Source organism: Kitasatospora sp. NPDC030952 (assembly GCF_055571335.1).
On sequence record NZ_JBVIFM010000023.1, the window covers coordinates 104,861 to 127,620 of the forward strand.

The 22,760-nt window shown below is 72.2% G+C and carries 18 protein-coding genes and 5 pseudogenes; 14 read left to right on the top strand and 9 right to left on the bottom strand.

Translation table 11 applies throughout. The annotated features are described in order from the left end of the window. Positions 1–9 precede the first annotated feature (9 nt). From ACZ47G_RS31630 to ACZ47G_RS31645, 4 genes are read left to right on the top strand one after another with little or no spacing between them, the layout of a single operon-like run. Positions 10–1,314, top strand: a complete 1,305-nt coding sequence (locus ACZ47G_RS31630; protein ID WP_465748573.1) for a salicylate synthase — start codon at positions 10–12, stop codon at positions 1,312–1,314. Next, the gene (locus tag ACZ47G_RS31635) at positions 1,308–2,972 is read left to right on the top strand and encodes a (2,3-dihydroxybenzoyl)adenylate synthase (protein WP_465748575.1); all 1,665 of its coding nucleotides are present in this window, start codon (positions 1,308–1,310) and stop codon (positions 2,970–2,972) included. The genes ACZ47G_RS31630 and ACZ47G_RS31635 overlap by 7 nt, the downstream gene beginning before the upstream one ends. Beyond that, entirely contained in the window at positions 2,969–4,777 is a 1,809-nt protein-coding gene (locus tag ACZ47G_RS31640; RefSeq protein WP_465748577.1) for an ABC transporter ATP-binding protein, read from the top strand. The genes ACZ47G_RS31635 and ACZ47G_RS31640 overlap by 4 nt, the downstream gene beginning before the upstream one ends. Next, positions 4,774–6,558: an ABC transporter ATP-binding protein gene (locus ACZ47G_RS31645; protein WP_465748579.1), complete on the top strand. Its 1,785-nt coding sequence runs from the start codon at positions 4,774–4,776 to the stop codon at positions 6,556–6,558. The genes ACZ47G_RS31640 and ACZ47G_RS31645 overlap by 4 nt, the downstream gene beginning before the upstream one ends. A 63-nt stretch (positions 6,559–6,621) precedes the next feature. Here ACZ47G_RS31645 and ACZ47G_RS31650 read toward each other — a convergent pair. The 3 genes and pseudogenes from ACZ47G_RS31650 to ACZ47G_RS31660 all read right to left on the bottom strand — a co-directional run. Further along, positions 6,622–6,798 (bottom strand): annotated as a pseudogene (locus ACZ47G_RS31650) (IS701 family transposase); the annotation flags it as partial. Positions 6,799–7,090: 292 nt separating this feature from the next. Beyond that, entirely contained in the window at positions 7,091–7,846 is a 756-nt protein-coding gene (locus ACZ47G_RS31655) for a YcnI family copper-binding membrane protein (protein ID WP_465748581.1), read from the bottom strand. 155 nt (positions 7,847–8,001) lie between these two features. Beyond that, complete coding sequence (locus ACZ47G_RS31660; protein WP_465748583.1) at positions 8,002–8,808, bottom strand: hypothetical protein; 807 nt, start codon at positions 8,806–8,808, stop codon at positions 8,002–8,004. 183 nt (positions 8,809–8,991) lie between these two features. Here ACZ47G_RS31660 and ACZ47G_RS31665 point away from each other — a divergent pair, with 183 nt between their 5' ends. The 3 genes from ACZ47G_RS31665 (at position 8,992) to ACZ47G_RS31675 (ending at position 10,898) form a co-directional block, all read left to right on the top strand. Further along, positions 8,992–9,210, top strand: coding sequence for a hypothetical protein (locus ACZ47G_RS31665; protein ID WP_465748585.1), 219 nt, complete (start codon positions 8,992–8,994; stop codon positions 9,208–9,210). A gap of 495 nt (positions 9,211–9,705) precedes the next feature. Continuing rightward, the gene (locus ACZ47G_RS31670) at positions 9,706–10,107 is read left to right on the top strand and encodes a nuclear transport factor 2 family protein (RefSeq protein ID WP_465748587.1); all 402 of its coding nucleotides are present in this window, start codon (positions 9,706–9,708) and stop codon (positions 10,105–10,107) included. Beyond that, positions 10,104–10,898, top strand: coding sequence for an SGNH/GDSL hydrolase family protein (locus ACZ47G_RS31675; protein ID WP_465748589.1), 795 nt, complete (start codon positions 10,104–10,106; stop codon positions 10,896–10,898). Before ACZ47G_RS31670 ends, ACZ47G_RS31675 begins: the two co-directional genes overlap by 4 nt. A 20-nt stretch (positions 10,899–10,918) precedes the next feature. Here ACZ47G_RS31675 and ACZ47G_RS31680 read toward each other — a convergent pair whose 3' ends face one another. Then, a complete protein-coding gene (locus tag ACZ47G_RS31680; RefSeq protein ID WP_465748591.1) occupies positions 10,919–11,524 on the bottom strand; it encodes a PadR family transcriptional regulator in 606 nt (201 codons plus the stop codon). Positions 11,525–11,984: 460 nt separating this feature from the next. Between ACZ47G_RS31680 and ACZ47G_RS31685 the strand changes: the two genes are divergently transcribed. The 4 genes and pseudogenes from ACZ47G_RS31685 to ACZ47G_RS31700 all read left to right on the top strand — a co-directional run. Beyond that, a complete protein-coding gene (locus tag ACZ47G_RS31685; RefSeq protein ID WP_465748593.1) occupies positions 11,985–12,584 on the top strand; it encodes a hypothetical protein in 600 nt (199 codons plus the stop codon). A 189-nt stretch (positions 12,585–12,773) separates the two neighbouring features. Continuing rightward, positions 12,774–13,949: a magnesium and cobalt transport protein CorA gene (locus tag ACZ47G_RS31690; RefSeq protein WP_465748595.1), complete on the top strand. Its 1,176-nt coding sequence runs from the start codon at positions 12,774–12,776 to the stop codon at positions 13,947–13,949. 1,325 nt (positions 13,950–15,274) lie between these two features. Then, a complete protein-coding gene (locus tag ACZ47G_RS31695; protein WP_465748597.1) occupies positions 15,275–16,165 on the top strand; it encodes an extracellular catalytic domain type 1 short-chain-length polyhydroxyalkanoate depolymerase in 891 nt (296 codons plus the stop codon). Between the two features lie 13 nt (positions 16,166–16,178). Next, positions 16,179–16,295, top strand: a pseudogene (locus ACZ47G_RS31700) (IS5/IS1182 family transposase); the annotation flags it as partial. 82 nt (positions 16,296–16,377) lie between these two features. Here the strand turns inward: ACZ47G_RS31700 and ACZ47G_RS31705 are convergent. Together ACZ47G_RS31705 and ACZ47G_RS31710 are read right to left on the bottom strand one after the other, a co-directional pair. Next, complete coding sequence (locus ACZ47G_RS31705; protein ID WP_465748599.1) at positions 16,378–17,568, bottom strand: PP2C family protein-serine/threonine phosphatase; 1,191 nt, start codon at positions 17,566–17,568, stop codon at positions 16,378–16,380. A gap of 63 nt (positions 17,569–17,631) precedes the next feature. Beyond that, positions 17,632–17,966, bottom strand: a pseudogene (locus tag ACZ47G_RS31710) (transposase); the annotation flags it as partial. A gap of 193 nt (positions 17,967–18,159) precedes the next feature. Here ACZ47G_RS31710 and ACZ47G_RS31715 point away from each other — a divergent pair. Then, positions 18,160–18,822: an Lsr2 family DNA-binding protein gene (locus tag ACZ47G_RS31715; protein WP_465748601.1), complete on the top strand. Its 663-nt coding sequence runs from the start codon at positions 18,160–18,162 to the stop codon at positions 18,820–18,822. An 88-nt stretch (positions 18,823–18,910) separates the two neighbouring features. On the opposite strand, the pseudogene ACZ47G_RS31720 reads toward ACZ47G_RS31715, so the two are convergent. Both ACZ47G_RS31720 and ACZ47G_RS31725 read right to left on the bottom strand, forming a co-directional pair. Continuing rightward, positions 18,911–19,077 (bottom strand): annotated as a pseudogene (locus ACZ47G_RS31720) (IS481 family transposase); the annotation flags it as partial. Between the two features lie 149 nt (positions 19,078–19,226). Then, complete coding sequence (locus ACZ47G_RS31725; RefSeq protein WP_465748603.1) at positions 19,227–19,871, bottom strand: TetR/AcrR family transcriptional regulator; 645 nt, start codon at positions 19,869–19,871, stop codon at positions 19,227–19,229. Between the two features lie 120 nt (positions 19,872–19,991). On the opposite strand from ACZ47G_RS31725, the gene ACZ47G_RS31730 reads away from it, so the two are divergent. After that, a complete protein-coding gene (locus tag ACZ47G_RS31730) occupies positions 19,992–20,732 on the top strand; it encodes an SDR family NAD(P)-dependent oxidoreductase (protein ID WP_465748605.1) in 741 nt (246 codons plus the stop codon). Between the two features lie 115 nt (positions 20,733–20,847). On the opposite strand, the pseudogene ACZ47G_RS31735 reads toward ACZ47G_RS31730, so the two are convergent. Continuing rightward, positions 20,848–21,776: pseudogene (locus ACZ47G_RS31735) on the bottom strand (LysR family transcriptional regulator). A 71-nt stretch (positions 21,777–21,847) separates the two neighbouring features. On the opposite strand from ACZ47G_RS31735, the gene ACZ47G_RS31740 reads away from it, so the two are divergent. After that, a complete protein-coding gene (locus ACZ47G_RS31740; protein WP_465748607.1) occupies positions 21,848–22,738 on the top strand; it encodes an SDR family NAD(P)-dependent oxidoreductase in 891 nt (296 codons plus the stop codon). The last annotated feature ends 22 nt before the right edge of the window (positions 22,739–22,760 follow it).

Consider the following 22,760-nt stretch of genomic DNA (forward strand, 5'->3'; position numbering starts at 1 on the left):
AGCACTGCCTTGAGATACCAAGAGACGGTCGTCGAGGGACCGTTCGACCCCCTCTCCGTCGTCGCCCGGCTGGTCGGCTCCGGCCTGCTCGCCGACTACGTGGTGTACGAGCGCGACTCGTGCTTCCACGTCGCCGGCAACCCGCTCGGCGAGATCCGGGTGGACGCCCGGCAGGTGCACAGCACCTTCGACGGACAGACGGCGCAGTGGTCCGGCACGCCGTGGCCCCGCGTCCAGGCGGCCCTCGGCCGGGTGCCCGTCCCGGGCTGGCACGCCTACGGCTGGGCCTGCTTCGAACTCGCGGGCGGGGCGGACCGGATGGCGGAGCGGACGCTCGCGCACCTGATGGTGCCCCGGCTCGAACTCCGGGTGACCCGGGAGCAGGTCCTGGTCCGCGGCCTGGACGAGCCCGCCGTCGACGGCGTCCGCACGCTGCTCGCGGAACCCGCGGAGCCGGTCCCCGCCGAGGCCGTGCCCGTCGACGTACGCACCGGTGGCCTTTCCTACCGCAGTGGCGTCGCGCACGCCGTGGCCGAGATCGGCCGGGAGCGGCTGCAGAAGGTCATCCTGTCGCGCCCCGTGGAGATCCCGTTCGCCGTCGACCTGAGCGCCACGTACGTGCTCGGCCGTTCGCACAACACCCCGGCCCGCTCCTTCCTGCTCGACCTGGGCGGCTGGCAGGCGGCCGGCTTCAGCCCGGAGACCGTCGTCGAGGTGGACGCGGCCGGCACGGCGTCCACCCAGCCGCTGGCCGGCACCCGGAAGCTGACCGGCGACCCGGACACGGACGCGGCCCTGTGCGCCGAACTCCACGCCGACCCGAAGGAGGTCTACGAGCACGCCACCTCGGTGAAGCTCGCCTTCCAGGAGATGGCCGCCGTCGGCAGCCCCCGGTCCACCCGGGTCAGCGAGCTCCTCGTGGTCAAGCCGCGCGGCAGCGTGCAACACCTGGCCTCCAGGGTGGCCACCACCCTGGCCGACGGCCGCACCGCCTGGGACGCCCTCGGCGCGGTGTTCCCGCCGGTGACCGCCTCCGGGATCCCCAAGCCCGCCGCGTACCGGCTGATCCGGGAGCTGGAGGAGGAACCCCGCGGCCTCTACTCGGGCACCGTGCTGATGGCCGGCTCGGACGGCTCGCTGGACGCGGCCCTCGTGCTGCGGGCGGTCTACCAGCGGGACGGGCGCGCCTGGCTGCGCGCCGGGGCGGGCGTGGTCGCGGGCTCCCGCCCCGCCCGCGAGTACGAGGAGACCTGCGAGAAGCTCGCCAGCGTCGCGCCGTATCTCGTCCCGGCCCGGCGGGAGGCGCCGTGCTGAGCGGATCCACCGGCTGGCCCGAGGAGTTCGCCGCCCGGTACCGCGAGCGCGGCTACTGGCAGGGCCGCACGCTGGGCTCCCTGCTGCGCGAACGGGCCGGGCAGCGGCCCCACCGCACCGCCGTCGTCGACGGCGACCGCCGCTGGACCTACCGCGAACTCGACGAGCGGGCCGACCGGTTGGCGGCCGGCCTGCTCGGCCTCGGCATCGCCGCGCGCGACCGGGTGCTGGTGCACCTGCCGAACACGGCCGACTTCCTCGCGCTCTCCTTCGCGCTGTTCCGCTGCGGGGCGGTGCCGGTGTACGCGCTGCCCGCCCACCGGGAGAGCGAGATCGTCCACCTGGCCCGGCTCTCCGAGGCCGTCGCCTACGTCGTCCCGGACACTCACCTCGGCTTCGACCACCGCGTGCTCGCGCGGACCGTCCGCGCACAAGTCCCGGGTCTGAAGCACGTGTTGGTCGCCGGCACGGCGACCTCAGCCGCCGGCGCGGCGGATGCCGAGTTCACCGCGCTGTCCGAGTTCACCGCGCTGTCCGAGATCGGCGCGCTGTCCGAGGTCGGCGCCGAGCCGGTGGAACTGCCCGAGCCCGACCCGGCCGACGTGGCACTGCTGCTGCTCTCCGGCGGCACCACGGGCGCTCCCAAGCTGATCCCGCGCACCCACGACGACTACGTCTACAACCTCACGGCCAGCGCCGACGTGACCGGCCTGGACGCCGGCACCCGCTACCTGGCCGCCCTGCCCGTCGCGCACAACTTCCCGCTCGCCTGCCCCGGCATCCTCGGCACGCTGCACGCCGGTGGCACGGTGGTGATGAGCCCGACCCCCAGCCCCGACGACGCCTTCCCGCTCATCGAACGCGAGCGGATCACCGTCACCGCACTGGTGCCGCCGCTCGCGCTGCTCTGGCTGGAGGCGGCCGAGTGGTCAGCGGCCGACCTGAGCAGTCTGCGCCTGCTGCAGGTGGGCGGCGCCAGGCTCAAGGACGAGACCGCGAAGCGGATCGGGCCCGCCCTGGGCTGCGGACTCCAGCAGGTCTTCGGCATGGCCGAAGGACTGCTCAACTTCACCCGGGCCGACGACCCGGAGGAGTTGGTACTCACCACCCAGGGCCGCCCGCTCGCCGCCGACGACGAGCTGCGGATCGTCGACCCCGACGACCGCGAGGTGGCCCCGGGCGAGGTCGGCGAACTGCACGTGCGCGGACCGTACACGCTGCGCGGCTACTACCGCGCGGACGACCACAACCGCGCCGCGTTCACCACTGACGGCTTCTACCGCAGCGGCGACCTGGTCCGCCGGCTTCCCAGCGGACACCTGGTGGTGGAGGGAAGGATCAAGGACGTGATCAACCGCGGCGGCGACAAGGTCCCGGTCGAGGAGGTCGAGAACCACCTGCTGAGCCACCCGGCCGTGCACGACGTCGCCCTCGTCGGCATCCCGGACGAGACGCTCGGTGAACGCAGCTGCGCCTGCGTCCTCGCCCACGGCACCCCGCCCACCCGCGCCGAACTCAACGCCCACCTCACCGCGCTCGGCCTCGCCGCGTTCAAACTGCCCGACCGGTTGGCGGTGCTGGACTCCTTCCCCCGCACGGCGCTCGGCAAGGTCAACAAGCGAGCACTGGCCGAGCAGATCTCCGGAGCCACCCCATGACCGATGAACGGCCCCCGGGCGGCCTGCGGACCGTCCTCGACCTGGTCGCCCTCGCCCCTTCCGTCCGCGCCGGGCTGCGCCGCGCCGCACTGCTGGGCGTGCTCGGCGGAGTCTGCGCGGTCGCCGGCTCCGTCTGCGCCGCGTTCGCGGTGGGCGAGCTGTTCGCCGACCATCCGTCAGGCACCGTGGTCACCGGCTGGACCAGCGGCGCGTTCACCGGCCTGGTCGCCGGATTCGTCGCCCGCTGGCTGGCCGAGAACCTGGCCCACGAGGCGAGCTACCGGCTGGAGGTGGAACTCCGCCGCGAACTGGCCGGCGCCCTGGCGCGTCTCCCGCTCGGCGAGGTGCAGCGGCTGGGCTCGGGGCGGATCAAGAAGATCATGCAGGACGACGTCAAGTCGCTGCACAACGTGGTCGCCGACGCGCTGCCGTTCCTCGGCTCGGGCGTCGCCCAGCCGGTGGCGGCGCTGCTCGCCCTCGGGGTGGTGCAGTGGCGGCTGCTCCTCGCGGTGCTGCTGGTCGTGCCGGTCGCGATGCTCTGCCTCTCGCTGCTCTCCCGCGACTACACCGAACAGCGCGAGCGGTACAACACGGCCAACGAGAACGTCAACGCCGCCGTGGTCGAGTTCGTCCAGGGCATGCCGGTGGTGCGGACCTTCGACGACGGACGGGCCACCCTCGGGCGGTACGCCACGGCAGTGGCGGAGTTCACCGAGTCGGTGGCCGGCTGGCTGGCGACCTCGCGGGCCTCCGGGCTGCTGACCCGGCTGTTCATCGTGCCGCTGCCCACGCTGCTGATCCTCGCGGCCACCGCCGTGCCGATGCTCGCGGCCGGCTGGATCTCGCCCCGGGACCTCCTGCTCGGCCTGCTGATCGGCGCGATGCCGATCGAGGCGGTCGCCCCGCTGATGCACCTGACCAACTACATCAACGACTCGAAGGCCGGCGCCGTCCGGATCCGGGAACTGCTGGACATGCCGGCACTGCCCGAACCCGAGCACCCGCGCGAGCCCGAAGGCTCGGCCATCTCCCTCGACCGCGTGGTCTTCCGCTACGCGGCCGAGCGCGGCGACCCGGTGCTGGACGGCATCGACCTCGACGTCCCGGCGGGCACGGTGTGCGCGCTGGTCGGCCCGTCCGGCTCCGGCAAGTCCACGGTGGCCAGGCTGATCCCGCGGTTCTACGACGTCGAATCGGGTGCGGTGCGGGTCGGGGGCGTCGACGTCCGCGAGATCCGCAGCGAGGTGCTGCTGCGGCACGTCGCGCTGGTCTTCCAGGACCCCTTCCTGGTCGCCGGCACCGTCGCCGAGAACATCCGGCTGGCCCGCCCGGACGCGACGGACGAGGAGGTGCGCGCCGCGGCCGAGGCCGCCGCCGCGCACGACTTCATCGTCGGCGAACTGCCCCAGGGCTACGACAGCCAGGTCGGTGAGCGCGGCGGACTGCTCTCCGGCGGCCAGCGCCAGCGCGTCACCATCGCCCGGGCGATCCTCTCCGAGGCACCGATCGTGATCCTGGACGAGGCGACCGCCTTTGCCGACCCGGAGAGCGAGGCCGCGATCCAGGAGGCGATCGCCCGCCTCACGAAGGGCCGGACCGTGCTGATCATCGCCCACCGGCTCAACACCGTCGTGGACGCCGACCAGATCGTCGTCCTCGACCGCGGCCGGATCGTGGAACGCGGCCGGCACGCCGAGCTGGTCGCCGCCGACGGACGCTACGCGCGCCTGTGGGCACGCCACGAGGAGGCCGCGCGCTGGGGCCTGTCCGGCACCCGTACCCCCGACCTGGAGGCAACCCGATGAGGCGGATCCTGCGGCTGATGCTCACCGCGGCCGGCCCCTACGCCGCGCGGTTCCGCGTGACCCTGCGCCTCTCGCTGGCCGCGACCCTGGTGCAGGTCGCCGCCTACGCCACCTTCGTCCCGCTGCTCGCCGAGCTGACCCACACGCCCGTGCGCACCGGCCGTGCCTGGCTCTGGGTCGCGGTGCTGGCCGTCCTGGTGACCGCCGAAGCGGTGCTGCGGGTGCGCGAGATGGCCTTCACCTACGACTACTGGCACCTGGTCACGCAGTCCACCCGGCTCCGGCTCGGCGCGCGGCTGCGGGCCATGCCGCAGCAGGAGCTCGCCCGCCGCGCGGCCGGCGACCTGACCTCGGTGGTCGGAGCCAACGCGACCACCGCGGCGAGCGCCATCTCCTCGCTCTCCACCCTGTTCGTGCAGCTGGTCGCGGTGCCGGCGGTGCTCGGGGTGGTCGTGCTGGCCCTCGACTGGCGGCTCGGGCTCGTCCTGGTGGCCGCGACCGGCGCCGCGCTGCCGCTGGTCCGCCAGGTGCAGCGGCGGTCCAACGCGGGCTTCCACGTGGTCGACGAGGCCGATGCCGCGCTGTCGGGGCGGATCGTGGAGTACGTCCAGGGCCTGCCCGTCCTCAAGGCCACCGGCCAGGCCGGTGCCGACTCGCCGCGCCTCGCCTCCGTACTGACCCACCAGCACCACGCCCAGGCCGGGGCCAACCGCTCCGCATCGCTGCCCGTGGCCGGTGCCCAACTCGTGGTCCAGCTGGGTTTCGTGGCGCTGGTCGCGGTCGGCGCCGCGCTGGTCCTCGACGCCCGGCTGCCGCTCGCCGTCCTGGTCGCCGTGGTGGTCACCGCCGCCAGGCTCGCCGAACCACTGGGCATGGCCGCCACCATGACCAAGCTCTTCGAACAGTCCGAGGCGGCGCTGAGCCGGGTGGACGAGGTACTGGCCGCCCCGCCGCTGCCCGTCGTCCCCGCCGACACCGGGGCGCCCACCACGTTCGACATCCGCTTCGAGCAGGTCTCCTTCGGCTACGACGGCCGGCCCGAACCGACCCTGACCGAGGTCGACCTCGTCCTCCCGGAACGGAGCCTCACCGCCCTGGTCGGCCCGTCCGGGTCGGGCAAGACCACCGTCACCAAGCTGATCAGCCGCTTCGCAGACCCCCAGCACGGCACCGTCCGGCTGGGCGGCATCGATCTGCGAACGCTCCAGCCGGACGAGGTGCTTCGGCACATCGCCGTCGTCTTCCAGGACGTCTACCTGTTCGACGACACCGTCCGGGCCAACATCGCCCTGGCCCGGCCGGACGCCACCGACGCCGAGATCGAGGCCGCGGCCCGCGCCGCCAACGCCCACGAGTTCATCACCCGGCTCCCCGACGGGTACCGGACCCGCGTGGGTGAGATCGGGTCCACCCTCTCCGGCGGCGAGCGCCAGCGCATCTCGATCGCCCGCGCCATCCTCAAGGACGCCCCCGTCGTCCTGCTCGACGAGCCGACCGCCGCCCTGGACACCGAATCCGAGGTGGTGGTTCAGCAGGCCATCGACCACCTGGTGGCGGGCAAGACCGTCGTCGTCATCGCCCACCGCCTGTCCACCGTCGTCGGAGCCGACCAGATCCTCGTCCTGGACGGCGGCCGGATCGCCCAGCGCGGCACCCACACCGACCTGCTCGCCGACCCCGCGGGGCGGTACGCGCGGATGTGGGCGGCACAGCTGGCAGCCCGCGCCTGGCAGGCGCCGGCGACCGGCGAAGCGGTGGGTGGCCGACGGAAGCAGCCCTGACCTCCGAGGTCGTCGGCCGGCGTCCCGCACCGCTACCTGAGAGCTGGTCGGTGGGGACGGGCAGGAGCCGCCGGATCTCTGCCACGGTGAGGTCCACCGAGGTGTGGGAACCGTTTCTGCAGCTCCCTTTGACGCCGCCGCCATCGCGGCCGAGAAGGCGTGCGCGAGCATGGCCAGGGTCATGTGTCGCATCCAGCCGGTGTAGCGGCGAACCTCGTACTGGTCCGGGCCGCACTCGTTCCCGAAACGCCTCGGGTTTCGGGTCGGGGCGGCCTGCTGGCACCGGCCCCGTCGCTGCCAGGTCATGAGTCGGCTGGAGCGCACCCGCACCGTGGCCCTCGCGCTGCCCGGCACCGAGCCTGCCCGGCCGGTCGTGCGCCGCCGGTCCTGACATGACCGTCGCGGTTGCAGCGCCCGGCGGCTTGCCGGAGGGATTCCGCCGGGGCCCCGGCCCGGAAGACATGGGGGAAGCCGAGGGCGACGCGGACCCCGGGGCCGGTGCGGGCGCACGCCACGCACCGGCCCGGGGTTGCTACGCCGAGGCGTCGGAGCCGCTGGCGCCGCGACCGCGGCGGCCGAGCACGACGCCCGCCGCCGCGCCGAGGACGCCCACGACGATGCCCGCGATGCCCAGTGCACGGGCGGTGGAGTCGCTGGTGGCGGTCTTCGCCGTCGCGGTGGTCTGGGTGGCCGGGTCGGCCTTGGCGCTGGCCGCCGCGCTGGGGGTCGCGGTGTCGGAGCCGCCGCTGGTGGCAGCGGTCAGGTGCAGCACGGGAGCCGGGTTCTTCGGCTCGGGCTGGCCGTCCTGGGACTCGTCGATCCAGCGGACGACGTTCCCGTTGCTGTAGGTCTGGAGGGCCTTGAAGACGACCTTGTCGGTGCCGTCGGGCAGTGCGCCGAGGTCGATGGTGAAGTCCTGGTAGTGGCCGGGGGCGATCTGGCCGCCGGTCCAGACGATCTGGGAGACGACGTCGGTGATGTCGCCGTCGTCGGTGTGGATCGGGGTGGCGAGCTTGGTGGTCTGGATCTGGTCGGTCCAGCCCGGCACCGGCGCGACCAGGGCGGACGGGATGGGGTGGTCGACCGGGAAGTCGATCTCGACCTTCACCGTGTTGTTCTTGTCGTCCTCGTTCGGGACGCGGAAGGCGAAGGTCTGGTCGGTCGCGTTCTTCGGCACGCTGGACGGCTGCACGGTCACGTGCGCGGACGCCGGAACGGCCGTGGCCAGTACGGTAGCGGCGCCCAGGGCGCAGGCGGCGACGAGACGCTTCTTGAGGGACAGGTTCATGGGTTCGTGTTCTCCAGGCTGGAGGCACGCGCGCGCCGGCGTGCACGGGTGGCGGGCGCGCGGGTGACCCGGCGCCGGTGCCCGTGGAGGCGACGCGTGCGTATGTGATCAGGGGTGGGGGTGGAGGGCCGCGACCGGAGAGCCTTCCGCCCTGGTCAGCCGGCCGGCACCGCCGGGGGACCGCGCCTGATCACCACATGCCGTAGCAGAGGCGATCGCGGCAGCCGCCAGTGCTCCCCGGCCCACATCGGGCGCACAGCACCGGCTTGTCGCCGACCGGCCGCCCCGTCGCGCAGCGCCGCGAACAAGGCCAGCACCCCGCGCAGCGGCCTCGCGCAGGCGTGAGCCGTCGCCGAGGCGGTCTCGGCGGTGAGCCGGACCACCCGCCACACGGCCACCTCGCCCCGGCGCAGCCACCAGCCGACCGCGAGGGTCGCCGCCAAGTGCGCGACGAGCATCGCGGGACTCAGCCCCAGGAGCATCGCGTGCGACCAGAAGGCGGCATGGGCCGCCGCCACGACGGCGTGCGGAGCCACTCCGCCTCCGGCCGTCACGTGCGTCACCGCAGCACCGGACCGCCCGGCGCTCGTCGCAGCCATGCCGGGCATGTCGGCCATGCCCGGCATGGCGACCATGCCGGCTGTTCCGGTCGCCCTCGCAAGACCGGGCAGGCACTGCGCGGAGTGGAACAGGACGTGCAAGCCCCCTTGCCCCACGGCCAGGCCGCCGACGATCGCCCGCAGGGAACGCTCCCGCCTCGCCCCGAACACGGCGGCGGCGCCGATGAGCGCCCACCCGAGCAGCAACGCGCCCAACGGCACCGTGCGGCCGGACGCCAGCGCGTGCCCGCCTGCGGCCAGCACGACGCAGACCGTCGCGAACGGCAGAGCCCGCAGTACGCGAAGGTCGAGCGCGGCGGCACGTACCGGCACCGGCACGGCCTCGGATTCCAGGGCAGACATGGCCGGGACATCATGGCACCCCGGTCGGGCCCCCGAGCGGGCTCCCCCGCATCGTTCCCAATCCGACACCTACAGCCACCGAGGGGTACCGGAGGGTGAGTGCGGGCCCGCCGAGCGGGTACAGGCATCGGGAGAGGCGCCGGCGAGCGTCCGGTGCCCGCCTTCGAGCAGACGAGGTGTCCCATGCCCACGCCCGAGCAAGAGCCGGTGGCGACCTTCTGCGGGAACTGCAACTGCGGCTGCCCGCAGCTGTTCGTCGACCGTGCTGCGCCGCAGGAGCGCCGGATCCGGATCACCGACGACTTCGGCCAGCAGATCCAGATGAGCGCCGATCAGTTCCGGGACCTGATCGCCCAGGCCAGGTCCGGCTCCCTCGACCAGGTCGCATCCGTCGTGGGCTGACCGCCGCCGTGCCCCGCCTGAGCCGCAGGCGCGCCGGTCACCGCGCCTCGGCGCGTCGGCGCGGGGTGCGAAGCCGAGTCCCCGCCGGGCGCACGTCCGATCGTCGCGCGGCCGGTCGGGCCCGCGGAGCGAAGCCGGTCCTCCTCGCCAACCAACGCCCGCCAACCGGCGCCCTCCTCGCCAACCGGCGCCCGCCAACCGGCGCCCTCCTCGCCAACCGGCGCCCGCCAACCGGCGCCCGCCAACCGGCGCCCGCCGCACCGGCGGGCGCCGGCCAGCGCGTTGACTGCTTCGTCGGCGGAGTCCGTGGCCGCCGCCCGTACTCGATGTTCCGGCCGCTGACCCAGCGGCTCTCGTCGGAGACCAGGGCCGCACCCGGAACGCCCTGGCGCCCTCGCGACCGCCGAGGTTCGGTGCATCCTCGACATCGCCCGGACCGCGCGACTAGGCTCACGCGCAGGCAAGCTATTCAATTTGTTGACTATGGAGCCCGTCGTGCACCCCTTCCGCGTAGCCGTCGAGGCCGGCGACCACGATGCCATCGAGGCCCTTCTGGCCGAGAACGTCGTCTTCACCAGCCCCGTCGTCTTCAAGCCCTACCCGGGCAAGGCCATGACCGCCGCGATCCTGCGCGGTGCCGCGCGGGTCTTCGAGGACTTCCACTACGTCCGCGAGATCAACGACGGCGGCGGCCGCGACCACGCGTTCGTCTTCAAGGCCACCGTCGACGGCCGCGAGGTGCACGGCTGCGACTTCCTCCACGTCGACGAGGACGGCCTGATCGACGAGTTGACGGTGATGGTCCGCCCCCTCTCCGGCGCGCAGGCGCTCGCCGCCGCGATGGGCGCGCAGTTCGAGCGGATCACCGCCGAGGCGCTGGGCGCGTCCGCGGCATGATCGCGACCACGGGATTCCGCCGCTACGTCGCGGTCGGCGACAGCCAGACCGAGGGCCTGGGTGACGGTGACGAGGCGGCCGGATGGCGTGGCTGGGCGGACCGATTGGCCGAGACGATCGCCGGGCACGAACCCGGCCTGCTCTACGCCAACCTCGCCGTGCGCGGCCGACTCGCCGGCCAGGTGCGGGCCGAACAGCTCGCCCCTGCCCTCGCGCTGCGGCCGGACCTGGTCACCGTGGTCGCCGGGATGAACGACCTGATGCGGCCGGGATTCGACGCGGGCGAGGTGGTGGCGGAGCTGGACGCGATGTTCGCCGCCTTCACGGCCACCGGGGCGCGGGTGCTCACCTTCACCTTCCCCGACATCGGCCGGATCGCGCCACTGGCCCGCGGACTGCGACCCCGGCTCCTGGACCTCAACGCGCGCATCCGGGCCACGGCCGACCACCGCGGCGTCGCGGTCGTCGACTTCTTCCCGCACGAAGTGACGACCGATCCGCGCATGTGGAGCACGGACCGGCTGCACGCCAGTCCGCTCGGCCACGCCGGGATCGCCGCCGCCGCGGCCGAAGCGCTCGCGCTGCCCGGCAGCGACGGCGGGTGGACCGAGCCGCTGCCACCGCTCCCGGCAGCGCGGCTCGGCAGGCGAGCCGCACAGGAGGCCGCCTGGCTCGGCACCTTCCTCGGACCGTGGCTGATGCGCCGCCTGCGCGGGCGCTCCTCCGGCGACGGACGGGTCGCGAAGCGCCCGGATCTGCGGCCGGTCGGGGCTCCCCGCCCGGCGCACTGAGCGGCCGCCCCCGAAGACCGTCAGACCGGCCCCTGCGCCGACCCCCGCGCGGGGGCCGGCGCAGGGGCCTGCGCGGCGGCCCGCCGGTCCAGAACGGCGAGTACCTGCTCGCACCAGCGCTGGTTCTCGCGCTCGAACGACAGTCCGCGCATCAGGGTCAGATACGGCCCGATCCGTTCGGCCGTGGCGAGGTACTCGTCCTCGAAACGCCCGTCCAGCAGCCGCGCCCGCAGGCGCTCGTAGCGGGCCACCTTGGCCTGCGCCCACACCAGCCGTTCGAGCAGCGCCGCGCGCACGGCGTCCGGGTCGCCCGCGTCCACGGCCTGCACCTGGACGAGCAGCTCGTCCCGGACCGCGGACGGTCGCGGCGGCGAGGCCGTGAACGACCGCAGCGCGGCGCGGCCCGCTTCGGTGAGCGAGAACAGCCGCTTGTTCGGCCGCCGCTCCTGCTCGACGACCCGGGCGCTGACCAGCCCCTCGGCCTTCATCCGGTCCAGCTCCCGGTAGAGCTGCTGCGGTGTGGCCATCCAGAAGTTCGCCGCCGACGCGTCGAACGCCTTCGTCAGGTCGTAACCGGACGCCTCGCCCTCCAGGAGGGTCGACATGATCGCGTTGCGCAGAGCCATGCCGCCAGCCTAGCGAGCGCCCGATGCGCCGGCGACCGATGCGATTAATCAACAACGCACCTACGGAACCAGCTACCCGGGCGGCCACCGGGAACGGCTGCCGCTGCTCCCCCCGACCAGGGGAGAAGCGGCGGCCATCCGGCGGGGGACCCCCGGCTTCCTGCCGGATGGGATCCCCGACCGCCCGCCGCCAGGGTGGGAACGTGTCTGTGAACCCACTTTCCCGAGCCGCCCGTCCCACCGGCCGGCTGCGGCAGCGCGCCGCCGCCTCGACGGTCTGGTACCTGCGGCTGGTCGCACTGCTGAACCTGGTGGCGGTGCTCGCCGCGCCCTTCCGCGACCAGGTGGAGGCGCACAACGACGGCGAGTACTTCACCCCCTACCTGGTGACCGCCGGGCTGACCTCGGCGGTGCTCTCACTGCTGCTCGCGGTGGCGATGCGGCGGCGCAAGCGGGCCGCGTGTTCGACCAGTTCATGGCCACCGCGAAGGCGGTCGGCGCGCAGCCGATCATCACCGCCAACTACGGCTCGGGCACGCCCCGGGAAGCGGCCGACCGGGTCAAGTACGCCAACGTCGACAAGGGCTACGGCGTCAAGTACTGGGAGATCGGCAACGAGATCCCCGGCCACGGGCACTACGGCAGCAAGTGGGAGGTCGACACCCACGCCGACACGAGCCCGACCGCGTACGCCACCAACCTGCTCGCCTACGCCAAGGCGATGAAGGCCGTGGACCCGACGGTCAAGATCGGGGCGGTGCTCACCACCCCGGGCTCCTGGCCGGACGGGCTGAAGGGCTCCGGCGACAACGCCGACTGGAACAACACCGTGCTCGCCATCGCGGGCAAGTCGATCGACTTCGTGATCATCCACTGGTACCCGACGGGCACCGGCACGGCCGACATCCTGAGTACCCCCGCCCAGATCGCCGGCACCACGCTGCCGCAGGGGAACGGCCGGCGACCAGCCGTCAGCCGCAGTGCTGCCGATGTCGTGACCGGTTCGATGACGAGCCGGCTCCGAGGCCATCAAGTGCGGCGCGCCGCCGAATCCAGCTGACCGCGGCCCTCCGGCCACCGGATAGGCAGCGGGCGCCCGGGCGGCCACCTGCTGATCGCCGCCGGCCCTCGGCACCGTCAAGACCGTCCGGACCGCGCGGCCGGCTGGCACACCACCCCTCCCGCACCACCGCCTCCCGCAGGCGGCGCGGGCAGGGGCGGCGGATACTTTCCCGTGGAGGTTCCTTCCATGCCCGACTGGCGTGCCCGCGCGACCCGGGCGAGCAGGCGTCCGTTCACCCGACCGACCGACCCGACCGGCCACGACACCCCCCACCCGGCGCCCGAGCACTCGATGGACCCCCGGCCCGACCACCACGACGAGCCGTCGGCGCTCCCGCTCGAACGCTCGGTGGTCGATGCCGCGGTCTACCGGGACGGCCACCGCACCCGGACGCCGTCCAGCCTTACGGAGATCTACCGGCAGCTGCCCGGCAAACCCGGCACCATGACCTGGATCGGTCTCTACCGTCCGGCCGAGGCCCAGCTGCTGGAAGCCGCCGAGCGGTTTGACCTGCACCAGCTCGCCGTCGAGGACGCCATCGTCGCCCACCAGCGCCCGAAGCTGGAGCGCTACGGCGACACGCTGTTCGTCGTACTGCGCGCCGCCCGCTACCTGGACGATGTCGAGGAGGTCGACTTCGGCGAGATCCACCTGTTCGTCGGCCCCGACTTCGTCCTCACGGTGCGTCATTCGCAGGCTCCCGACCTCTCAGCGGTCCGCCGGCGTCTGGAGGCCGACCCGGAGCTGCTCGCGCTCGGCCCGGAGGCGGTGCTCTACGCGGTCCTGGACGCCGTCGTCGACGGTTACGCACCTGTCATCGCTGGCCTGCAGCACGACATCGACGAGATCGAGACCGAGGTCTTCGGCGGCGACCCGCAAGTCTCCCGCCGCATCTACGAGCTCTCCCGCGAGGTCATCGAATTCCAGCGTGCCACCCGCCCCCTCCTCGACATCATGCGGAGCCTGGAGGCGGGCTTCGAGAAGTACGGGACCGACGAGGAGCTCCAGCGCTACCTGCGCGACGTCGCCGACCACGCCACCTACGCGGCCGAGCGGGTCGACGGGTTCCGGCAGATGCTGCAGAACATCCTCACGGTCAATGCCACCCTGGTCTCCCAGCGGCAGAACGAGGAGATGAAGCAGCTCGCCGAGGCGGGCCACGCGCAGAACGACGAGATCAAGAAGATCTCGTCCTGGGCGGCCATCCTCTTCGCCCCCACCCTGATCGGCACCGTCTACGGCATGAATTTCCAGATCATGCCCGAACTCAAGTGGGCCTTCGGTTACCCGTTCGCGATCGGCCTGATGGCGCTGGTCTGCACCGGTCTGTACCTGGCCTTCAAGCGCCGTGACTGGCTGTAGCAGACCCTCGTGGGGAGCCGCCTGAACAGCCGACGGACACCGCCCTGCCGGACGGATCGGCCGAGCCGTAGCGACGGAGAGATCCCGTCCAGGCCGGCCGACTCCCGGGCCCCGTCTGCGCCATTGACGCCGCCGCATGCCCGTTTCCGTCCTCCGGGGGTGCGGCGAGCGTGGCACCGCACCCCGCTGAGCGGCGGGGGCACGCGGTCGACCGGCTGGCGGAGTCCGGACTCCTGCCGGATTCCCTCGGCCGGCCCGGCTGCCGATGCCGGGTGCATGTCCTTCCACACCGTGCCCGACGACCTGCCGTGCGTCTGTGTGACGCCCGCATGCATCGGGGGTAAGGAGTTGTTAGCGCTAACATGCAGGCCTGGTGGAACGCACCCGGGCTCGAGCGCTACGGCGGGTCTGTCCAGCGAGCCAGCGCGGGCCGCTGAACCCAGCGGACCAGATGCCCTCTGCGTGCGTTGTGCGTGGCTACCGTCTTGAACTGGTCTACCTGGCGCCGACTACGCCAGGCCATCGCCCGCCGCTGTCCCTACCAACGACGGCTGCACCCGATCGAGGGGCGGTCCCATGAAGGCCGCCTCTGATGGGACATCAGCCCGCTGAATTCACAGCGCGCAGCCTCTGAACAGGTAAAACGTCGAAGTCCTGCTGGAGCAGCAGACATCCGTCGCGCAGGAAGTCGGCCGGGCCGACTTCCTGCGCAGGCCGGGGTCTGCGGGTGCGCATCGGCCACCCGCTGCAGATTGGCCTTGCGGAGCGCAAGATCGCGGCTCGGCACCCCCTCGGCGGCAGGCGGCGGGGGAATCGCGCCCGGACGCCTCCAGCATTCAAACACTTCGAATTCTTGGCATGCGACCCCCGGGGCTCGCTAACAGGCCCTGTCGAACGAAAATTTGATTCATCGAAACATTTGTCGAACGGCAAGCTGTGTCACTAGCCTCGCAACTGGTTCAAGCGCTTCGACATTCCAATGAAGAAGGGCCGACCACAGCGGGGCAATGCTGTCCGCTGGATCGCCGCGACAAGGTGCAGACCAAATGAGCGGCATGGCTCCAACCGATGCGCCACGGTCGCACAGCCCACGGGCAGCGCCACCTCCACAGTGACCGACGTGGGCTGCGACTCGAGATCCGACGCCGATCCGGCCATACCGAGCCGGCATCGGCCGACAGCGCCGCCAGTAAACAGATCCGCACGTGGGAGGAAGCATGGGCAGACAACGACGTCGATTCACGGTCGCGACCGCCGGTCCGGCGCAGGCTGCACACGTCGGCAGGACCGGAGGGTGGATGAGGAAGGCAGCCACAGCGGCGACCATGGCCCTGAGCGTCATAGCGGGCAGCCTGGTGTTCGCATTACCGGCGTCCGCGGCGACGACGTTGACCAGGGTCGACAACTTCGGTTACAACCCCACGAACCTCCAGATGTACGAGTACGTGCCGGCCAAGCTGCCCCGTCATCCGGCGGTGCTCGTGGCCGCGCACTGGTGCACCGGCTCCGGCCCCGACATGTTCAACGGCAGCGAATTCGCGTCACTGGCCGACCAGTACGGATTCATCGTGGTCTACCCCTCGATCACCGGTGACATCAAGTGCTGGGACGTCGCGTCGGACGCCGCGCTGAAGCACGACGGCTCCAGCGATCCGGCCGGCGTGATGTCCATGGTGCGGTGGGAGATCGCGAACCGCGGGGCCAACCCGCACCGGGTCTACATGACCGGCATCTCCTCCGGCGCGATGCTGACGAACGTCATGCTCGCCGACTACCCGGACTTGTTCAAAGCCGGAGCGGCGTTCATGGGCGTGCCGTACCACTGCTTCTACACCGGCACTTTCCGTGGCTGGAACAGTGACTGCTCCACAGGCAACATCACCAAGGACCCGCAGGAGTGGGGCGACCTCGTCCGCGCCGCGTACCCCGGCTACCACGGGCCACGGCCGCGTATCCAGCTGTGGCACGGCACCGAGGACGAGGCCCTCAACCATCACAACCTCGGCGAAGAGATCAAACAGTGGACCAACGTCCTCGGTGTCAGCCAAACCCCGGTCTTCACCGACCAGCCCCAGTCGATCTGGACAAGGACCCGCTACGGCAACGCAAGCACGAGACCACCGGTCGAGGCCAACAGCTTCGAGGGGTACGGCCACGAGCTGCCTAAACCCGGCATGGCACTGCTGGCACTGAAGTTCATGGGCCTGGCACCCTAGGTCTAACGCCGAGTGGGAACGGCTGCGGCCGTTCCTGCCGGTCAGCAACAGGCGTTGTGGCCGGTGGCGGGACCACCGGCAGGTGACCGACGGGATTCTGCACCGGGTGCGGACCGGAGTGCACCGGCGTGACCTCCGCCTTCCGTGGGGGAGTGCCGCGGTGGCTCGGGAGCCTGGGCCCGGTGCGTGCCTTGCCGGACCCCGGCATCGGCCTACCGGCCGCCTGGTCCGCGGTCGGGGGCATGGCCGAACCCGCCGACGTGAAGGGCGCGACCGGGCCGTCGACCGCGCTGCACGGCGGGCGTGCGGTGAAGGGCGACGAGCGCCGCGTCGTCGGCGAGCCGTCCGCCGACGTGGGCCAGGAGATCGCGCCGGATGTGGTGAAGAAGTGTCTCGGGGCCCGCTTCCGTCCACTGGGCGATTCGGTCGGCAAGCGGGTAGAAGGCGCCGGAGGCTTCACGGGCCTCGATGACACCGTCGGTGTACAGCAGGAGCGTGTCCTCGGGCTGGAACGAGACCACGTCCAGGGCGTAGCCCGCCGGGCCGAGGGTACCGTCGACGCCCAGCGGCGGCGCCGGGTGAAGGCTCGGCACCGTGACGGCGCCGCCGGGACTCAGCAGCACGGGCGGGGGATGACCGCAGCTGATCATGCGCGTGACGTGGTCCTCGTCGGGAATCTCCAGCAGCAGCATGGTGGCGAATCGCTCCCCCGCCTCGTCCGCCGGCTCGAACTCCGCCAGGTAGCGGGTGACGCTCTCCTCCAGAGCCGCGGCAAGGTCAGGAAGAACGGTGTGCCGGTGGGCGGCCTCACGGAAGGCCCCCAGCAGCAACGCGGCCTCACCGATCGCGGACAGACCCTTGCCCCGCACGTCGCCGATCATCACCCGGACCGCATTGCCGGTCCGGGTGGCCGCATACAGGTCCCCGCCGATCTGGGCTTCGTCCTCGGCGGCCATGTACAGGCAGGCGATCCGCAGCGGACCTATCCGCTCCGGCAGCGGCCACAGCAGAACGCTCTGCGCCGCCTCGGCGACCGACCGCACGCGGGCCAGCTCCGTCCGGCGCCGTTCCCGCGCCACGCAGAAGATCACCACAAGGCACGACAGGACGGTCAACGCGAGGATCTGCACCAGCACGTTGCGCGAGAACAGCACGCCGAAGTGCCAGCCGATGAACGCCTGAGCCCCCACGGCCAGGAAACCAATCAAAGCGGTCAGCCGCGGACCGGCGAACGAGGCCGTGATCGCCGGTGCGATCACCAGGAGCGGTCCCAGGTGCACATCGGCCGGCACCAGAATATCCACGACCGTGATCGCCGCGATGAGCACCAGCGGAATCGTCAGCAGCGCGTGGTTCGGCTTCCACGCCTGCCGTACACCGGCCACCAAACGCCGGATCGCCATCCCTCCACAGTGCACCGCTTCACCGCTTCACACCAGCCCGCCACCGACGACCGATGGGCCGCGATCCGGTGTGGTGCGCGGACGGCCTGTGGCGGAACGCGGGATGCGGATGCCGTCGAGGACCTGGCCGAACGCGGTGACGTCGTTGATGTTGCCGGGCGTGAGCACGATCGACAGCGGCAGGCCCGGCCGTCGACGGCGAGGTGGACCTTGGTGGTCAGCCCGCCTCGGGACCTGCCGAGGGCCTGGCGCGAGACGGTCTGCCACGGCCCGTACCGCTCCGGGAGATCGCGCCACGGCGCCCCGGTCCGCAGCCGCCACAGCACACCATCGACCACCTGCCGGTGATCACGCCACGGACGACCACGCCCGTCCACCCGCGGCAACAAGGGCTCGATCCGCTCCTACGCCACGTCCGTCAACTCACCCCGACCTGCCACAAGATCAATTATGGACGGGCCTGAGATCTCCGGGCCGAGCGTTCTTGTCAGTGGCCACGCCTACGGTGCCCCCATGCGTGTTCAACCGCCGGCGCACACGAAGGGCACTCCGATGAGCCAGGCACAAGACGTTCGGGAGGCGTGGGCCCGGGTGACCACATGGCTCGAGCGGAACGACCCCGAGACCTTCGCCGCCCTCGGCGGTCCGGGGAGTCAGGAGGCCATCGACCGGGCCGAACTGCACATGGGGCTGGAGCTGCCGGCGCCGGTACGGCAGTGGCTCCTGGTGAACGACGTGGATGCCGGCGAGCGCCCCGAGTGCCCGGGCTCGCTGGTGCGGCGGGGGTGCGAGGTGCCCGTTCCCGGCGGGGGCCTCCTGCTCGGCCTGGAGGACATCCAGCGGGCCTACCTCAGGCAGCTCGCCCTGGAGCGGATGGGAGCATCCGGAGACCCCGACTACGTGCTCTGGCGCCAGGAGTGGTTGCCGATCGCCGCGGAGCATGACGGCTTCTACGGGACGTTCCTGGACACGGCCAACGGGACGATCGGAACGTGGACGGAGGCGGATATGCCGAAGGAAGGCGTGTACGCCTCGCTGTCCGCGTTCTTCCACCGGGCGGCGGACCTGCTGGAAGGAGTCAGCACCGGGGACTGGAGTGGCCCCGGTGCTCCCGTCCGGCCCCTCAAGCACGATGAACCCCACCCGGAGGACGATGCGATACGCCGATGGGCCCACGCCCACGGCATGACCGTGAACGACTGCGGACGGATCCCCTCGTACATCCGCGCCGCCTACAAGGACATGACCACCTGATCCGGCCACCGTCAACGGCTGGGGACGGCCCGTGACGGCGACGGTGGTGCCCGGCCCGGTGATGGCCGCGGCCCTCCGGCAAGCCTGGGACGGTGGCCGGGTTGAGCCTCAGCGGGTAGGCGATGCGCGCCGGGCCCCAGCGGCGCAGGACGCGGACCGTTCGGCGGCCCGCCGCAGCGGCCAGCCGTCCTCGACCACGCACCGGGCCAGGCGCAGGCGTCCGGTCTCGGTCAGCGGTGCGTTACGGTGTGGCATGAGGGCCTTTCTGGTCGCCGGTGAAGATGTCGCAATCCACACCTGGCCAGAAGGCCCTCACTCATTTCAAGATCACGCCGCCATGAACTCCTTCACCAACCTCCGTGGTCAGTACACCTAGTGCTTCAGTCGGCGAACCCGTGCTCCGCTCAGCGGCGCCCGGGCGACGGGGCGGCTGTCGTGGTGTGGGCCTGAACGTGGTCGATCATGGCGTCGAGGGCGACCTGCAGGGGCCGGACATCGCGGTGGATCTGGGTGAGGAGCAAGCCGCCCTGGAGGGCCGCCAGGACGGTCAGCGCGATGTCCTCGGGGTCGGCGGTCAGCTCGCCGCGGTCGTGCATCGCCCGCAGGCCGCCTCGGATGCCGGACTCCCAGCGCAGGAAGGAGCCCGAGACGGCGGCCCGGGCGGCTGGGTCGACCTCGGCGAGTTCGCTGCCGAGCGAGCCTATCGGGCAACCACCGCGGCACTGGAGGTCGAGCTGGTGCTGGACGAGGAAGGCGCACCAGGCGCGCAGCCCGTCGATGGTGTCGAGCCGCGCGAGCAGGGGCTCCTGACCGCCGACGACGCGCTCGTCCTGGTAGGCGATCACGTCCATGATCAGGGCCTGCTTGTCGGCGAAGTAGTGGTAGAGCTGCGAGCTGCTGGCTCCGGAGGCCGCCTTGACGTCCTCCATCGTGGTGCCGGCGACGCCACGGTCGAGCATCAGCTGAGCTGCGGCGGCGACGATCCGCAGACGGGTCTGCTCGCCCTTGGGCGTCAGCTTTCTGGGCTGGTGAGCGGTGCGTGTCGTCATGGCTCCACTCTACCCTTTTTTGGATTGGACATTCCATTTTTTCCGGCGAATAGTGGATCGTGCAAGCCAATCCGGGGCTCCGGCCGGAGTCCCGAGGGTCTCTTCTTTTGGAGGTTCGTCATGGAGTTCTCCGGCAAGGTCGCCCTGGTGACCGGTTCGACCAGCGGCATCGGCCGCGCCGTCGCCCAGACCCTGGCCGCCCGCGGCGCCCACGTCCTGGTCTCCGGGCGCAACGCTGAGCGCGGCGCCGACACCGTGACCGCCATCCGCGCCGAGGGCGGCAAGGCGGACTTCCTGCCCGCCGACTTGCGTGACGCCGACTCCGCACGGGAGTTGGCCCGTCGCGCCACCGAGGCCGGCGGTCGTGTGGACATCCTGGTGAACAACGCTGGCCTGAGCGGGTTCGGCCCCAGCACGGCCACCACCGAGGCGGACTTCGATGCCATGTACGCGGTCAACGTCAAGGTCCCGTACTTCCTGACGGCCGCGCTGGCCCCTGCCATGGCCGAACGTGGAGGCGGCGCGGTGGTGAACGTGTCCACCATGGTCGCCGGCTTCGGGATGCCAGGAATGGCGCTCTACGGATCGACCAAGGCGGCCGTGAACCTGCTGACGAAGGCCTGGGCGGCGGAGTTCGGCCCGCAGGGCGTGCGCGTCAACGCCGTCGCCCCCGGCCCCGTCCGCACCGAGAGCACCGCCCCCATGGGCGAGAGCCTGGACCAGCTCGCTTCCCAGGCCCCCGCCGCCCGCCCCGCCGACCCCGCCGAGATCGCACACGCCGTCGCCTACCTCGCCGGCGACCAGGCCTCCTTCGTCCAGGGCGCGGTCCTGGCCGTCGACGGCGGCCGCGCCGCGGTGTGACGACCCCCCCTGCACCGGCCCGCGCTCCACCCCCGAGCACTGTCCCGCTGAGCCCGACGAGCCCGACGAGCCCGACGAGCCCGACGAGCCCGACGAGCCCGACGAGCCCGACACGCTACGGCTCTGCCACGGCGCCGTCGTCCAAGGCGGCGGCGCGCAGGGCCGCGGTCAGGCGGACGACCGGCTCGGTCGGCTGTTCGGGGAGCCGGGCCAGCAGCAGGCGCCGGACTTCCTGGGGGCCGCCGCGCACTGGCAGGACGCGCACCCCGGGCGGTGCGGCGGCGGCCATCGCGGGCGAGACGGTGGTGAGGCCGAGGCCTGCGGCGACCAGGTTCAGCTTCGCCAGCCAGTCCCGGGCCGTGTGGGCGATCTCGGGCCGTTCGTCCAGACCCGGCCACACCCCCAACAGCCGGTCCGCGCCGGACGGGGAACCGGCGATCCACCGCTGGCCGCGCAGGTCGGCCACGTCCACGTAGTCCCTGCGCGCCAGCGGGTGCGCCGCGGGCACGGCCAGGCACAGGGCACGCTCCGTGAGGGTCTGCAGCATCAGCGGGGGCGACTCGGTGTCCGGCGCGCGAAACGGCGGCGCTGAGGCCAGCAGGGCCAAGTCGATGCTGCCCGCCCGCACCGCCCGCACCAGAGCCGGGGTACCCCCCTCTCGGCTGACCACGTGTACGCCCGGATGGTTGCGCCGCAGCGCGGCCAGGGCTCGCGGCACCAGCGTGCTGCCCGCGCTGGGCACCCAACCGAGGCGCACCGGGCCCCCTGCTCCGGTAGGCCGGTCAGCTCGCGGGCGACGGCGTCGATCTCGTCGAGCACGACCGTCGCCCGGCGCATCACGACCCGTCCGGCGGTCGTCAGCCGCACGCCGTTGCGCCGCCGTTCCAGCAACTCGGCGCCCGCCGCCCGTTCGATCGAGGCGATCTGTCGAGAGACGGCCGACTGCGTGTACCCCAGCGACTGCGCGGCCGCCGTGAAGGTGCCCTGCTCGGCCACCTCGCGCAACACCCGCAGCGCGGTCAGCGAGACATCCGTGAAGTCCATGACGTTTACGCATATCACGTATGTCACAGTTTCGTTGGACTCATAACGGAGCCGCTCCTAGCGTTGTCGGTATGAACGATCTCCGCACCGCCCTCGTCACGGGCGCCAACCAGGGACTCGGCCGGGCCCTCGTCGAGGAGCTCGCGGCCCGCCTGGGACCAGACGACCTGGTCCTGCTCACCGGCCGCGACCGGCAACGCGTCACCGACGCCGCCCTCGAAGTGGCAGGCCTGCCCACCACCCGCAGCCGCGTCGAAGGCCAGGTCCTGGACGTCACCGACACCGATGCCATCGCCCACCTCGCCGACGAACTCCGGCAGCGGCGCGGTGGCGTCGACATCGTCATCTCCAACGCGGTCGCCCGCCTCCTGCCCGGCGAGTCGCAGGCCGAGCGCGCCGACGAGTTCATTGACGTCTCCAACACCGCCACCCACGCGATCCTGCGCTCCTTCCTCCCCGTGTTGCGCTCCGGCGGCCGACTCCTCGTCGTCGCCAGCACCCTGGGCGCCCTCGGCCACCTCGACCCGCGGCTGCACCACCTGTTCGACGGCGCCACCCTCGACCAGGTCGAGTACGCCGTCGAGTCCTGGCGCACCGCCATCCACAACAACACCGCCGAGCAGGCCGGTTGGTCACGCTGGCTGAACGTGCCCTCGAAGGTGGCCCAGGTGGCCGCCGTGCGCGCGGTCGCCGCCGAACGCCGCGAGCGCGACCTCGCCACCGGCACCCTGATCGCCGCCGTCTGCCCCGGCATGGTCGACACCGCGACCTCCCGCCCCTGGTTCAGCGACCACGCCGACACCGCCCAACCGCCCGCCGAGGCCGCCCGGGCCGTCCTCGACCTCGTGTTCACCGAGCCCGTCGACCCCGCGCTCTACGGGGAGCTGATCCGAGCCGGGACAGCCCTCAACTGGCACGGCGGCACCCCACCGGTGGAGCAGGACCGCCTGCTCACTCCGTGAGCCGACCGCACCCGGACCAACC

Excerpts from the sequence above, each read along its gene's own strand:
- ACZ47G_RS31665 (WP_465748585.1), top strand. The coding sequence starts at position 8,992 with ATGCCCACGCCCGAGCAAGAGCCGGTGGCGACCTTCTGCGGGAACTGC.
- ACZ47G_RS31645 (WP_465748579.1), top strand. The coding sequence starts at position 4,774 with ATGAGGCGGATCCTGCGGCTGATGCTCACCGCGGCCGGCCCCTACGCC.
- ACZ47G_RS31680 (WP_465748591.1), bottom strand. The coding sequence starts at position 11,524 with ATGGCTCTGCGCAACGCGATCATGTCGACCCTCCTGGAGGGCGAGGCG.
- ACZ47G_RS31675 (WP_465748589.1), top strand. The coding sequence starts at position 10,104 with ATGATCGCGACCACGGGATTCCGCCGCTACGTCGCGGTCGGCGACAGC.
- ACZ47G_RS31730 (WP_465748605.1), top strand. The coding sequence starts at position 19,992 with ATGGAGTTCTCCGGCAAGGTCGCCCTGGTGACCGGTTCGACCAGCGGC.
- ACZ47G_RS31695 (WP_465748597.1), top strand. The coding sequence starts at position 15,275 with ATGGCCCTGAGCGTCATAGCGGGCAGCCTGGTGTTCGCATTACCGGCG.
- ACZ47G_RS31725 (WP_465748603.1), bottom strand. The coding sequence starts at position 19,871 with ATGACGACACGCACCGCTCACCAGCCCAGAAAGCTGACGCCCAAGGGC.
- ACZ47G_RS31705 (WP_465748599.1), bottom strand. The coding sequence starts at position 17,568 with ATGGCGATCCGGCGTTTGGTGGCCGGTGTACGGCAGGCGTGGAAGCCG.
- ACZ47G_RS31655 (WP_465748581.1), bottom strand. The coding sequence starts at position 7,846 with ATGAACCTGTCCCTCAAGAAGCGTCTCGTCGCCGCCTGCGCCCTGGGC.
- ACZ47G_RS31660 (WP_465748583.1), bottom strand. The coding sequence starts at position 8,808 with ATGTCTGCCCTGGAATCCGAGGCCGTGCCGGTGCCGGTACGTGCCGCC.
- ACZ47G_RS31740 (WP_465748607.1), top strand. The coding sequence starts at position 21,848 with ATGAACGATCTCCGCACCGCCCTCGTCACGGGCGCCAACCAGGGACTC.
- ACZ47G_RS31640 (WP_465748577.1), top strand. The coding sequence starts at position 2,969 with ATGACCGATGAACGGCCCCCGGGCGGCCTGCGGACCGTCCTCGACCTG.
- ACZ47G_RS31690 (WP_465748595.1), top strand. The coding sequence starts at position 12,774 with ATGCCCGACTGGCGTGCCCGCGCGACCCGGGCGAGCAGGCGTCCGTTC.